The organism is Pseudarthrobacter sp. alpha12b (genome assembly GCF_054130495.1).
Window position 1 is genome coordinate 2,398,961 of sequence record NZ_CP196746.1, and the last position, 12,870, is coordinate 2,411,830.

Sequence of the window (12,870 nt, forward strand, 5' to 3'; positions counted from 1 at the left end):
CCTCTTTCGTAAGGGCCATCGGCAGCCGGACGGAACCCGGGACGGATGGATGGAACTGCCTCGAGCCTATGCCAGCGCCCCACCGGGGTGAATAGCCACCTGCACACCCTTGCCAAAGAGGTTTAGTGCGGTTGCCCAGCTCACGTTTATCCTTGCTTCATGGCCATTTCCCTTGCTGCCCTGGTGGGCGTGTCCTCCCTGAAGCTGGCCAAGGCGGGCGTGGCGGAAACTACCTGGAACCAGGACATCAACTGGGTCGCCGTCACGGAACTGGAGGATCCGCAGCGGTTCCTCAATGGCGGGGAGCTGGTGCTTACCACCGGCCTGCGGCTGCGTTCAGCCCCTGAGCAGCGCCGGTTCGTCCGGCAGGCGCAGCGTGCGGGCGCGGTGGGCATTGGATTCGGTGTGGGGTTGTCGCATGAGACGGTGCCGCCGGCCCTCCTGGCCGAGGCAAACCGGTGGGGCCTGCCGGTGGTGGAGGTGCCATACGAGACCCCGTTCATCGCCATCACCAAGCTGGTGGCGGATGCCCAGTCGGCGGACCACTACGCCAAGCTGGAACGGTTGATCGCCGGGCACCAGGTGCTGGCCAGGGCGCTGCTGACCGGCGGCGGCCTGGCAGAGCTGTTGAAGAACCTGGGCGGCATGCTGCGCACGGACGTGGCACTGACCCAGTTCACGGCACAGCTGTACAACAGCAGCAGCGCCAGCCCCTCGGCGGACGCCTGGTCCAGCTACCCCGTCCCGACGGGGCGCCGGGACGCCTGCACCTTGTGGGTGCGCCAGCCGTTCGAGGACACGGGCATCATCGGCTACGCGCAGAACCTGATCAGCGTGGAGCTGAACAACATGGTCAAGCAGCGGCAGGCCCAGCGCGCCCTGTGCGGCCAGGTGCTGGAGGACGTGATCCACGGGGCGCTGGAGACCAGCGAGGCGCAGCGCCGCCTGGCCGGCGTGGGCGTGAACAGCACCCGCAAGAACGTAGTGCTGCTGGCCGTCTCGGCAGCCCACGGTAAAGCCCTGGGGAGCACCTCCGTGCCGCAGGACCTGGAGAAGGCGGTTGCCGCCGTCGTGGGCAAGGACCTGGTGCTGGTAGTCAATGACGACGGCGGGACGGCGCCGGCGCTGGCACGGAAGCTCAGCGACCACCTCGCCGAGGCCGGGATCCATGCCACGATCGGCATCGGCGGGGCCTACACCAAGCCGAACGGCCTCCGCTGGAGCTACTTCGAGGCCCGCGACGCCGCCAGCCACGGCCTGCCGGTCAACGAACCCGAACGGCTCAGCCTGACGTCATTGCTGCTGGCCAGCGAGGATGTGCCGCTGGCGGACATGGCGCACGAGTCACTGAACCCGCTGCGGTCCTTCGATGCCGCCCACGGCTCCGAACTGATGGCCACGCTGGAGAGCTACCTGAACAACAACGGCTCCGTGGCCGCCGTTGCGGAGGAACTCACGCTGCACCGCAACACCGTGCGGTACCGGCTGGCCCAGATCACCGAACTCACCGGCTACGACCCCGCCGTCACCGCAGACCGGGTGCAGCTGTGGCTGGCCCTGGCCGTGGCCCGGTTGTCGGCACGGCAGGGCAAGTAGGCCCCCTCTTGCGCAGAAACCCTCAGAGGACGCCGTGGCCCAACAGGTCGCGCGACTTCTTCCATGCCTTCCGGTACCCGGCCCGGGCTGCCAGCATCCGTTCTTCCTGCTGGTTGAGCAGCTCCGCATAGATCCCTGCCGTGGCGGGCTCGCTGTAATCCGCGGCGATGGCGGCCAGCAGGTTGCGCGCCACCACGGCGTCCTGGAACTGGCCCAGGACCTTTTGCTGCCGGCGGGCGGCCTTGGCCACCTTCCCGGCGCGCTTGCCGTGCACCAGCGTGGCTGATTCAGCCACGTGGCGCAGCCGTTTGGCGTCCTTGCGAACCTGGTGAAGGGCAAGTTCCTGTTCCCTGCCGCGCCGCGCCCGTTTGGCAGCCTTGCGTGAGCGCTGCAGCCGCTTGGCGGCCTTGTCCACTGCTTTCGCGGCCGCCCGCCGGCCCGGTGCCACCGAATCGGCGCGCACGGGCGGGTTGTCACGGAAATCCTCCAGCTTGTCCAGGAGCCGGAAGTACCGGTCCGATCCCAGGGCTTCCTGCAGGAGGCGGTACGCGGCGTCGTAATCCCCGCCAGTGCGCTGTTCCACCGTTGCCGTGGCACCGGCAACGCCCTCCCCGGGCTGCAGGCTGCCCAGCTGGTCGAGGAGCTGTGCCCGCAGGACCTCGGCGTCGCGCGGCTCGCCGAGCATCTGGCCCAGCCACTTCAGCTCGCTCCGCAGCTTGCGCACCGGTGATGCCCGGTAGAGCTTTCCGTAGGCGGCCAGGACCGAGCGGATGCGGCGCGTTGCTGAGCGCATGCTGTGCACGGCCTCGGGTTCCTCCTCCCGGACAGCGGCGTCTCCGGCAAGGATCTGGTCGATCTGGGCCGCCACGTAGACGGTGACGACGGCGGCTGCCGGGGCCCGCTTCCCGGCCAGGAGGGCTGGGGTGCTTTGGGGCGCGGCAGCGGTGGGAGCGTCACCATGGGAGGCGTGCCGACCGGCCGCCTTGCCGGATTTTTTGTCCGTGCCCAGGGCACGGGCCAGTTTGGAGGCGTGGGCCGCGGGCCGGGCGCCCGCGGCCATGAGCAGATCCTCCACGGGGCCGAAAAGGTCCGGCTCCCCGTGGATTAGTTCCAGCTCCCATTCGCGCCACTGCTGCCTTGTGGCCTTGCCCCCGTCCTCCAGCCGTTCGGCGGCGACCTGGTCATCGGCAAGGTCGGCGAGATGGACGCCGTCATCCCCGTACAGGGGGTAAGTGGTGCGCCGCGTGTCCAGGCGCACCACCGGCGCCGGGACGGCACCCCTGAGATAGGCGTAAAGGTGGGTGAGCAGGGCGTCGGGGACGACGTCGGGCCGGCCCAGTGGTGCGTGCAGTTCCGTCCGCTGCTGCGGGCCATCCCCCGCTGCCGCGGCAGCCTGGGGCGGCAGCTTCAGGTGCCACCCGGCGTCCTTCCCGCCGGTGCGGCGGCGGAGCGTGATGCGGCGTGCGGCCAGGGCATGCTTCGGGGTGTCGAAGTACACCGCCTCCAGCAGGTCAGTGTGCGGCTTTCCTGTCCGGGTTACCCCTGCGGCCTGTTCCAGTGCCGGCACTACGGCGCCGGCATCGACGTCGTACTTCTTCTCAATCTCGAGTCCCCTGGAAGCCTCCACAGCCGTCCTTCCGCACCGCCTGGTCCGCACCAGGCCCTTCGACAGTCCGTTGGCAGTCTATTCCAGGCCCAGGCACCACGGAGAGATTGGCCACAAGAGCTGGAAACATCAAACGTCTAACCTTTACTGTGGAAGGTATGCCCGCCACTCCCCCTGCTCCAGCACCCGCAACCGCCCAGGCGCCCATGGCGGCGCCCGCCGCCCCGGCAGCGGGCATCGCCCCCGCAAGACCGCGTTCCGCCGTCGTATTTGGCGTCGTTGCGCTGGTGCTGATCGGGCTGAACCTGCGGGCCGGAATCACCGGCGCGTCCGCGTTGCTGCACGACCTGCAGGCGGTGCTGGGCTACGGGGTGCTGGTGGCCGCGATCATCCCGTCCATCCCCACGCTCTGTTTCGCCGTGGCAGGTGCCGCCACGTCCTGGCTCAGCGGCAGGCTCGGCGTGGAGAAGGCCATCCTGCTGTCACTGGCACTGCTGGCCGGTGGACTGCTGCTGCGCGGCATCCCTGCGACCGGGATGCTGGTAGCAGGCAGCGTGGTGGGCATGTCCGGACTGGCCGTCTGCAACGTGGCCATGCCGTCCTACATCCGCGAACACTTCGCCTCCCGGACGTCGCTGATGACCGCCGTCTACACGGTGACCATGACCACCGGCGGCACCCTGACCTCCGTCGCGGTGGTTCCGCTGGCACAGGCGCTCGGTTCCCCCTCCGCCGCGCTCGGTGCCGTGGGCATTGCAGCCGTGGCCGCCTTCCTGGGTTTCCTGCCCGTGGCACTGCACGCCCACCGCAACACGGTCCGGACCACAGCCGGCCACGTATCCCCCTGGCCGCTGCTACGGACCCGCAAGGGCCAGCTCCTCACCGCGATCTTCGCGCTGCAGGCACTGCTGGCTTACGCCCTCTTGAGCTGGTTCCCGTACATGCTCACCACCATGGGCCTGAGCGCCTCGGACAGCGGGCTGATGTTCGGCCTTATGCAGCTGGTCTCCGTCCCCGCAGGGATGGTTCTGATCGCCATCGGCGCCCGCCCGGGCATGCTGCGTCCCGCGTTCTACCTGGTGAGCATCACCATGGCAGTGGGGATCGCGGCGCTGCTGGTCCTCCCTGTTGCGCTGGCGGCCATCCCGGCTGTCCTGATCGGTTTTGGCCTGGGCATTTTCCCGCTGGTGATGGTGATGATCAGCCGCAGCGGCACCAGTACCGCCGAAACCACTGCCCTGTCCACCCTGGCGCAGTCCTCGGGTTATCTGCTGGCCACCGCGGGACCGTTCGGCATGGGCCTGCTGCACAGTGCCACCGGCGGCTGGATCCTGCCGTTGGCGCTGCTGCTGGCACTGGCCCTGGTCCAGATCGTGGTGTCCCACCTGATTACCGGCCGGGCGATGCCGGGCAAGCCCGCGGAGAGGAAGTAATCCCGTGAACCTGAGCCCTTCCGTCCGCCCGCCGCTCGCCGCCGAAGTCACGGCCAAGCTGCGCCAAATGGTCCACTCCGGCGAGTGGCCGCTGAACCAGAGGATCCCGCCCGAGCCCGAGCTCATGGCCAGACTCGGCGTTTCCCGCGGTACCCTCCGCGAAGCGGTCAAGGCCCTCGCCCACGGCGGCATGCTTGAGGTGCGCCGCGGGGACGGCACCTACGTGCGCGCCACCAGCGAGATGTCCGGCGCCGCGCGCCGGATGTACCAGGACCACACCGAGCAGCACATCCTGGAGGTCCGGCTGGGCCTGGACACACAGGCCGCGCGGCTGGCCGCCCGCAATGCAACGGACGACGACGTCGCCTCCCTGCGTGCCCTCCTCGCCGCCCGGGACCAGGCCTGGAACAACGGTGACGTCGAGGCCTGGGCGGACGCCGACTGGAGCTTCCACGAGGGCGTGGCGAGGGCATCCGGCAACCCGCTGCTGCACGAGCTCTACGCCAGCTTTGGCACGGCGTTCCACCAGGACCTGCTCACGCAGCAGGGCCGGCCCGGCTTCAACGGGCTCCCCCGGGATGGGCACGAGACACTGCTGGACGCCATCGAACGGCGGGACCAGGATGCTGCGGTGGCCACCGTGAACCGGAACCTGAACTCCTGCGCGGAGTGGTTGGCGGAGTAGTTTGGCCCTGCGGTGGCGGAGGCTTGGCCCGCGGCCTGGCGGCTTCCCCGGTTATCGACGCGCACGTTCCTTGACGCGCGGGATATATCAGCTGCGCCCCCGAATATGCGCAGCGAAAATGGATGTGCGCGTCGCGGAGGACGGTGTGTCCTGGACACGGCGACGGCCCAGCACCTGGGTGCCGGGCCGCCGTCGTCCGCTCTATGCTGACCTGCCGCGTTAGTCGCGGCGCAGGCCCGCCAAGACGTTCTTGGGGCGCTGCATCTCGCCGTGCTTGGCGCCGAGGATGATCACCAGGGCTGCGAAGCCGGGGATGGCCCACTGCAGTGCCTTGAGCTGCTGCTGGGCCGACTTCAGCTCGTCCGAGGCTGCGCCGTGCGGCTCGGTGGCACCTTCGGCGCCCTCACCGGCCAGCTTTTCCACCTTCTTGCCCAGGATGCCCGAGTACAGGGTCACCGCGGCGCCCACCACGGTCACGGCCGTCTTGATGACGGTGTCGCGGGCCACGCCCTCCTGCTTGGCGATGCGGCCCTTGTTCTCCCAGGCAATGGCGAGGTCCGCCGCGAGGTGGGAGGCGAAGGCTGCGGTCTGGAACGGCGCCCACTTCATCCAGCCGGCACTGGAAAGCCGGGTGCGCTCTGCGGGGTCCTTGGCCTGGGCCGCTGCCCCGTTGAGCCCGATGGCGCCCATCAGGGATCCACCAAACCATGCTGCTGCCGTCAGGTCGTGAACTGAACGGGCAATGAGATTTCCTGCCATGATGTGCATTCCTAACGTTGTGGACTGGTTCCGTGTTGCCGCTGTGCCGCGGACTTCACCTGCCGTGTTCCTTCGAGGTATGGTCCGCTTATGGTAAGCACACTTACTAATATTACGAAACCCCGTCCCGAAGAGGGGCAACCGCGTAATATCGTCGCCATGGGAAACACAGGGACATTGTTCGGCTGGGCCTTCGGGGACCCCGCCCATGGAAGTGACGGCGGCTATGTGGACGGCCTGCAGCGCGAGGCGCTCAGGAATGCGCGGGAAACGGCAAAGGCCAAGGGCGTTGACGTTGTAGCGGACTCGGAGGTGTTCACCGTCCTCAGCGCTGACGATTCCCTGGTGGAGCTGGACAATGCCCCCGGCCAGCTGGTGGTCCGCTGCACCGTGCACGTGGAGGGACCCGGCGCCGAGAAGCTGCGGGCCGAAGGGCCCATGAACGGCTGAGACATGTCCGACGGCGAATCCACCCTCAGCCAGGCAGCGGACGCTGTCGAGGAGGCCTCCAACCACAAGGCACTGGACGTCCTGGCCCGCACCGGGTTTGCCGTCATGGCGCTGCTCCACATCATCGTCGGGGCCATCGCCATTGCCATCGCTTTCGGCCATCCGGGTGACGCCGAGCCCACCGGCGCCATTGCCCAATTGGCCGACAACACGTGGGGGCCGATTGTCATGTGGGCCTGCGTGGCAGCGTGTTTTGGCCTTGCCTTGTGGCAGGCCAGCGAAGCAACGCTGCGCGCCCGGAGCCTCCCGCGCAAGGAACGGCTGGCCAAGCTGGTGTCGTCGGGATTCCTGGCCATCGCGTACGGCAGCGTAGGCCTCAGCTTCGCGGGCTTCGCCGTAGGCCAGCGCAGCGATTCGGGCGACAGCACCAGGGACTTCAGTGCGAGCCTGATGGCCAACCCGCTGGGGCCATGGGTCCTCGTCGCGCTGGGCCTGACCATCCTTGGCATCGGCATCTACTTCATGGTCAAAGGGTTCCGGCGCGGGTTCAAGGAGGAACTGTTCCACTTCGAGGGCACCCGGCGCGGCAGGCTTATCGACAGCCTGGGTGTCACCGGCCACGTGGCGAAGGGAATAGCCCTGGACCTCACCGGCCTGCTGTTCATCATCGCCGCCGCCAAGCACCGGCCCGAGGAATCCACGGGGCTGGACGGCAGCCTCAAAGCCCTCCAGGACCACCCGTTCGGACCCACCCTGCTGGTGGCAATTGGCGCGGGCTTCATTGCCTACGGGATTTTTGCGCTCATCCGGGCGCGGTTCGGCCGCATGTAGTCCCGGGGTTTATGGGTAGGAGGGAAGTATGACCCAGCAGCTGCGCGTAGTTCCCACTGTCACCGGAAGTGCCGGGCAGGCCTTCGCTGCCCTCTTCCGGCTCCTGAAACTCGCCCGGCCGGACCGGCCAATCCATCCGCAGGGGCTGGGCCTGGCCGGGGAGCTCACCAGGACCGGCAACCCGGCAGGACCCAGCGGCATCGACTGGCTCGACTCCCCCGGCACTGACCAGGTTGTGGCCCGCTTTTCGCGGTCCGTCGGGCTGCCCCCGGCGCTGCCGGACATTCTGGGCCTGGCCCTCCGGATTTCGCCTGCGGGTGGCGGCGGACCGGCGGACGTCCTCCTTGCCTCCACCGGCTGGGGACTGCCGGGCCGGTTCCTGCTGATGCCGCGGCTGGATGTGGCAGGAGCCACCATGACCACGCTCATGCCCTACCGCGGCAAGCAGGGTCCGGTGCTGCTGGGGCTGCGAACGCGGAGCCTGCCGCGGGGTTCACTGGTTTCCGGAGATGGGGTGCTGGGGCTGTATTGGGCCACGCCGGGCGGCCCCTGGCGGGAATGCGGTGAACTGCGGCTGCACGCCGGCCCCAGTCCCGCGGATATCCCCCTGCGTTTCGATCCCCTTGAGAACCAGCCGCCCGGGGCACAGGCCTACGGGTGGACCCGGCGCCTGCGGAAGCCCTCCTACCGGGCCGCCCAGCAGCCCGCACCTCCCGCCGTCGTACGCCCAACGGAACCCGCCGCCGCACGCACGGAAAGCACTATCGAAACCGGAAGGAACTCCATGTCCACCGTCTCGCAGCTGTTCAACTCCTCCTCTGCCGACGTCTGGCGGGTCATCGCCGACGGCTGGCTGTACTCCGGCTGGGTGGTGGGTGCGTCCCGGATCAGGGATGTGGACGCCGAATGGCCGCAGGCGGGCGCTCAACTCCACCACTCCGTGGGCGCCTGGCCGCTGGTGATCGACGACAGCACCCGCGTGACCGCCGTGGAGCCCGGCCGCTCACTGGAACTCGTGGCGCGCGGCTGGCCCATGGGCGAGGCCAAGGTGGAGATGACCTTGGAGGACCGCGGCAACCAGTGCCTCGTGACCATGGCCGAGGACGCCATCCGCGGGCCCGGCAAACTGATGCCGAAAGTCCTGCGGGACCCGCTGATCTCCGCCCGGAACCGGGAAACCCTGCGGCGCCTGGAGCTTATGGCCGTCGGGGGCGCGGGCAAATAGCGCAGCCGGGTCACCGGACTTTAAAGGCAGGAACCGCGGGACCATGGGGCCCGCGGTTCCCGCTTGATTCAGGTTCTAGACCTGCGCGGCCACGCCGTCGCGGGAGATGGCAACCATGTCCTCGCGCGGCACCACCTTGACGCGCTCACGCTTGACCTCCACGCCGTGCGAGCCGCCGGCCTCGGTGGCTGCTGCGCCAAGCGCAAGTTCGTGCGCGTCCAGGGCCAGCCAGCCTTCCCAGCTGGTGAACTTCACGCCCCGGGCATCGAGGAGCTCGACGACGGCGCCCTCCGCGGGTGCCTCGGCAACCGGCAGGTTGTCGCGGTCTTCCAGCAGGTAGGTCACGGTCTCCAGGGCGTCGCCCTTGGTGTGGCCGATCAAACCCACCGGCCCGCGCTTGATCCAGCCGGTGGCGTAGATGCCCGGCACGTGCTGGCCGTCGGCGTCCAGGACGCGGCCGCCGTCGTTGGTGACGACGCCCTTCTTGTGGTCGAACTCCACGTCCGGGAGGGCGGAGCCGAAGTAGCCGATGGCGCGGTAGACGGCCTGGACCGGGTAGTCCACGTAGTCGCCGGTGCCGCGGGCGTTGCCGGTGCCGTCCAGCTCCGTGCGCTCGAACTTGATGCCGGCCACCTTGCCCGGGGTCTCGGCGTCGTCATAAATCTCCACAGGGCTGTGCAGGAAGTGCAGGTGCAGGCGGCGGGAGGCCTTGAGCTCGGAGAGGTCCTCCGGCTGCTCGGCGATCCAGTTGGTGAGCGTGCCCACCATGGTCTTGGTCTGGTTGTTCGTCTGGATCTGGCGGTCCGATTCCTCGTCGAACTCGAAGTCCTCCGGGTACAGGATGATGTCCACGTCCCTGGAGTGGGACAGCTCGCGCAGCTCCAGCGGGGTGAACTTCACCTGGGCGGGGCCGCGGCGGCCAAAGACGTGCACGTCGGTGACGGGCGAGGCCTTCAGGCCGGCGTAGACGTTGTCCGGGATTTCGGTGGTGAGGAGGTCGTCAGCGTGCTTGGACAGGACGCGGGCCACGTCCAGGGCCACGTTGCCGTTGCCGATGACGGCGATTTCCTTGGCTTCGAGCGGCCATTCGCGCGGGACATCGGGGTGGCCGTCGTACCAGGAGACGAAATCCGCGCCGCCGAACGAGCCTTCCAGCTCGATGCCGGGGATGTTCAGGTCCGCGTCCTTGATGGCGCCGGTGGCGAAGATGACGGCGTCGTAGTGCCTGCGGAGGTCCTCGATGGTGAGGTCAGTGCCGTAGTCCACGTTGCCGAAGAAGCGGATGTCGCCGCGGTCCAGCACCTTGTGCAGGGCGTTCACGATGCCCTTGATGCGGGGGTGGTCCGGGGCCACGCCGTAGCGGATCAGGCCGTAGGGTGCCGGGTAGCGGTCAAAGAGGTCGATGCTGACGGTCAGCTCGCCGCTTTTGACGGCTTCGCTCTTGGTGAGGATGTCCGCGGCGTAGACGCCGGCCGGGCCGGAGCCCACGACGGCGACGCGCAGCGGACGCGCAGCAGATCCTACGGTAGTGCTGGATGACACGGCTGTGTTCCTTTTCTTCTGCATCGATTGCTCCGTAGATGCCGTTTTGAACGCTCATAACGACAATTACGGAGCACTCGATGGGTTTCAGGTGGTGAGGACGGTCTTGCGGGGGCTGTTCGGGGTGGTGGTGCTGTAGTCAGCGGTTTTGAAGTGCGACGGCGCGAACGGGCTCACGCGCACCACGTCACCGATGACAATCACGGCAGGATTTGCGACGCCGGCCGCCTGGGCCTGGTCGGCGATGGAACCGAGCGTGCCAATCGTGACGCGCTGGTCCGGCAAATAGCCGTTTTCCACGATACCAACAGGGGTGTCCTGCGGCAGCCCGGCTTCGCCCAGCGCGGACGCGGATTCGCGCAGCTGGCCCACTCCCATGAGCAGGACGATTGTGTGGTCGGCGCGGGCCGGGACCTCGGACAGTTCCTCGTGGCCGGTGACCACGCTGAAGCCCTTGGCCAGGCCGCGGTGGGTGACGGGGATGCCTGCTGCGGCGGGAACGGAGATCGCGGACGTAACGCCGGAGACCACCTCTACCTCCACGCCGTGCTGGCGGCAGTATTCGGCTTCCTCGCCGCCGCGGCCCAGCACGTACGGGTCGCCGCCCTTGAGCCGGACCACCCGGTGGCCCTTCAGCGCTTCCTCGACGAGGATGCGGTTGATCTCCGACTGCGGCACGGGGTGGTGGCCGGGGGTTTTGCCCACCTCGATGATCCGGACATCGGGGGCGAGTTCGTTCAGGAGTTCGCGGGGGCCCAAACGGTCTGCGACCACGACGTCGGCCTGGCCCAGGAGCCGGCGGCCACGGACGGTGATGAGGCCGGTATCGCCGGGGCCGCCACCCACGAGGGCCACGCTTCCCTGGTGCGCACGGCGGCGCCGCAGGGGAAGGTCACCGGTTTCCAGGGCCGTGGCCACCGCGTCCCGGACGGCCATGGCACGGCGCGGGTCTCCCCCGGCGTTGATGGCGATCTTGACGTCGTCCACCTCCGCGACGGCGGGGGTCCAGGCGGCAGAAGCTTCATGGTTGGAGGCATTGACGCACCAAACCCGCTGCGCCTCGGCGTCGACCGATACCTGGGCGTCCACCTCCGGAGCGCCAGTGGCCGTCTGGACGAACCAGACGCCGTCGACATCGCTGGAAACGTAAGGCCGCGCCTCCCAGGTGAGGAGGCCGGCGTCGGCCATCTCCTTGAGCGCGGGCGAGGCAACCGGTGCGACGACGGTGACCACGGCACCGGCGTCAAGCAGCCCCCGGGCACGGCGGGCTGCAACGGGGCCCCCGCCCACCACCAGCACGGGGCGGCCGAGCAGCCGCAGCGCTGTGGGGTAAATATCCTGAATTGCCATGAATCAACGGTAGGGCTGCGTCACAATGCCCCACAAAGGTTCAGCAACACCAGTTCACGTAAGGTAACGCTGCGTCACAAAGGCTTCCGGGCGGTCAGCGCCACAGGCCATCCGCCTGCGCCTTGGCCAGCAGCGCGTTGGCAGTCCACCGCATTGATTCGATGGCCTCCTCCCGGCCCAGGCCGCCCACGTCCGTCAGCCAGACCAAGGCTTCAATGCCAATGGCACTGCGGATGGCCAGCACCAGTTTGTGGATCTGCTCGTCGGTCAGTTCCCCCCGCAGTGGCATCAGTGCTTCTGTAAGCCAACCGATGGCGCGCCCCTGGCGCAGGGGCAGGCTCCGGTCGGGGCCGTCTGCGGACTCAAGCGACAGGCGCAGCATGGTCCGCTGCTGCGCTTCGGTTTCCAGGATCATGCGGGTGAACTCCACCACTACGGCGTCGAGCCTGCCGGCCGCGTCCTGGGGCGGAGTATCCGGCAGCATCGACGTTCGTGCAGTCTCGGGGTGCGCCGCGGCGAGCAGTTCGCGCTGGCCCGGGAAATAGCGGTAGGCAGTACTGCGGGCAACTCCTGCTGCCTGCGCGGCCTCATCCACCGTGGGCGTCCTGCCGGCGGCAACAAGGGTCCTGGCCGCCGCCACAAGCGCATCCATGGTGCGGCGCTTCTGGCTGCTGCGCCCGCTGTCCGCATAGGGTCTTGACACGTTCTTCATGGTACATCAGTCTTGTTATGGGACTCTCGTCCCATATAGTTTCCCAAGGCATCGAGGCGAGCAGCATGGAAACGAAAAATGCGTCATCATCCCTGGTCCGCCAACCCGGCGAAGGGCCACGACGCTGGTTCTACGGCGGCGGAGTGCACACCTGGAAGGCCAGGCAGGAGGAGACGGCCGGCGCGTTCCTGCTGTTTGAGGACGAGATGGCCCTCAACAAGGTCACCCCGCTCCACACCCACCCCGACTCGGACGAAACCCTCTACGTTCTGGCCGGCGAGATCCTGGTGAACCTGGACGGGACAGAGCACCGGATCGCCGCCGGTGGCCTCGCCATGGCGCCGCGGGGGCTCCCCCACGCCTTCAAGGTGTTGCAGGAGGGCACCCGGATACTGTGCCTGCAAACGCCCGGCAGCGCCCAGTCCTTCTACGACGGCGCCAGCGAACCACTGTCCGGGGCGGATGCCGCGAACGGTTCAGGGCTGGTGGACTTCAGCCGGATTAGGGCATCCGGCGAGGCCCACGGCGGGATCGAGATCATTGGGCCGCCGCCGTTCGCATAGCCGTGGAAGTTAGTTGATCTGGCGATCCGCTCTGCCCGCGAGGAAGCTGCCCGCGGTCGTGGGGCACTTTGGTCCCCGGACGGCGTTCCGCGGGCAGGTTGGACGGCGTGTCCGTGTC

At 68.3% G+C, this 12,870-nt stretch carries 12 protein-coding genes; 7 read left to right on the forward strand and 5 right to left on the reverse strand.

What is annotated here, in order from left to right:
- Nucleotides 1–159 precede the first annotated feature (159 nt).
- Entirely contained in the window at nucleotides 160–1,596 is a 1,437-nt protein-coding gene (locus tag ACTAQI_RS11035) for a PucR family transcriptional regulator (protein ID WP_457945858.1), read from the forward strand.
- 22 nt (nucleotides 1,597–1,618) lie between these two features.
- Here ACTAQI_RS11035 and ACTAQI_RS11040 read toward each other — a convergent pair whose 3' ends face one another.
- Entirely contained in the window at nucleotides 1,619–3,223 is a 1,605-nt protein-coding gene (locus tag ACTAQI_RS11040) for a CYTH and CHAD domain-containing protein (protein ID WP_457945860.1), read from the reverse strand.
- A gap of 137 nt (nucleotides 3,224–3,360) precedes the next feature.
- On the opposite strand from ACTAQI_RS11040, the gene ACTAQI_RS11045 reads away from it, so the two are divergent.
- The gene (locus ACTAQI_RS11045; RefSeq protein ID WP_457945862.1) at nucleotides 3,361–4,635 is read left to right on the forward strand and encodes an MFS transporter; all 1,275 of its coding nucleotides are present in this window, start codon (nucleotides 3,361–3,363) and stop codon (nucleotides 4,633–4,635) included.
- Nucleotides 4,636–4,639: 4 nt separating this feature from the next.
- Entirely contained in the window at nucleotides 4,640–5,320 is a 681-nt protein-coding gene (locus tag ACTAQI_RS11050) for a FadR/GntR family transcriptional regulator (protein WP_457945863.1), read from the forward strand.
- 219 nt (nucleotides 5,321–5,539) lie between these two features.
- Here ACTAQI_RS11050 and ACTAQI_RS11055 read toward each other — a convergent pair whose 3' ends face one another.
- Nucleotides 5,540–6,079 carry a hypothetical protein gene (locus tag ACTAQI_RS11055; RefSeq protein ID WP_457945865.1) on the reverse strand — a complete coding sequence of 180 codons (540 nt, stop codon included), beginning with the start codon at nucleotides 6,077–6,079 and terminating at the stop codon, nucleotides 5,540–5,542.
- A 159-nt stretch (nucleotides 6,080–6,238) separates the two neighbouring features.
- Here ACTAQI_RS11055 and ACTAQI_RS11060 point away from each other — a divergent pair, with 159 nt between their 5' ends.
- Genes ACTAQI_RS11060 through ACTAQI_RS11070 form a run of 3 tightly spaced genes read left to right on the forward strand, consistent with a single transcriptional unit; the run spans nucleotide 6,239 to nucleotide 8,585 of the window.
- The gene (locus ACTAQI_RS11060) at nucleotides 6,239–6,529 is read left to right on the forward strand and encodes a hypothetical protein (protein ID WP_457945866.1); all 291 of its coding nucleotides are present in this window, start codon (nucleotides 6,239–6,241) and stop codon (nucleotides 6,527–6,529) included.
- A gap of 3 nt (nucleotides 6,530–6,532) precedes the next feature.
- Nucleotides 6,533–7,360, forward strand: a complete 828-nt coding sequence (locus ACTAQI_RS11065; protein WP_457945868.1) for a DUF1206 domain-containing protein — start codon at nucleotides 6,533–6,535, stop codon at nucleotides 7,358–7,360.
- A gap of 28 nt (nucleotides 7,361–7,388) precedes the next feature.
- Entirely contained in the window at nucleotides 7,389–8,585 is a 1,197-nt protein-coding gene (locus tag ACTAQI_RS11070; RefSeq protein ID WP_457945869.1) for an SRPBCC family protein, read from the forward strand.
- A 75-nt stretch (nucleotides 8,586–8,660) separates the two neighbouring features.
- Here the strand turns inward: ACTAQI_RS11070 and ACTAQI_RS11075 are convergent, their stop codons facing one another.
- From ACTAQI_RS11075 to ACTAQI_RS11085, 3 genes are all read right to left on the reverse strand, one after another.
- The gene (locus ACTAQI_RS11075; protein WP_457945871.1) at nucleotides 8,661–10,127 is read right to left on the reverse strand and encodes an FAD-dependent oxidoreductase; all 1,467 of its coding nucleotides are present in this window, start codon (nucleotides 10,125–10,127) and stop codon (nucleotides 8,661–8,663) included.
- Between the two features lie 87 nt (nucleotides 10,128–10,214).
- Nucleotides 10,215–11,477, reverse strand: coding sequence for a uroporphyrinogen-III C-methyltransferase (gene cobA / locus ACTAQI_RS11080; RefSeq protein WP_457945872.1), 1,263 nt, complete (start codon nucleotides 11,475–11,477; stop codon nucleotides 10,215–10,217).
- Between the two features lie 94 nt (nucleotides 11,478–11,571).
- The gene (locus tag ACTAQI_RS11085; RefSeq protein ID WP_457945873.1) at nucleotides 11,572–12,189 is read right to left on the reverse strand and encodes a TetR/AcrR family transcriptional regulator; all 618 of its coding nucleotides are present in this window, start codon (nucleotides 12,187–12,189) and stop codon (nucleotides 11,572–11,574) included.
- 65 nt (nucleotides 12,190–12,254) lie between these two features.
- Between ACTAQI_RS11085 and ACTAQI_RS11090 the strand changes: the two genes are divergently transcribed.
- Complete coding sequence (locus ACTAQI_RS11090) at nucleotides 12,255–12,752, forward strand: cupin domain-containing protein (RefSeq protein WP_457945874.1); 498 nt, start codon at nucleotides 12,255–12,257, stop codon at nucleotides 12,750–12,752.
- Nucleotides 12,753–12,870 lie beyond the last annotated feature (118 nt).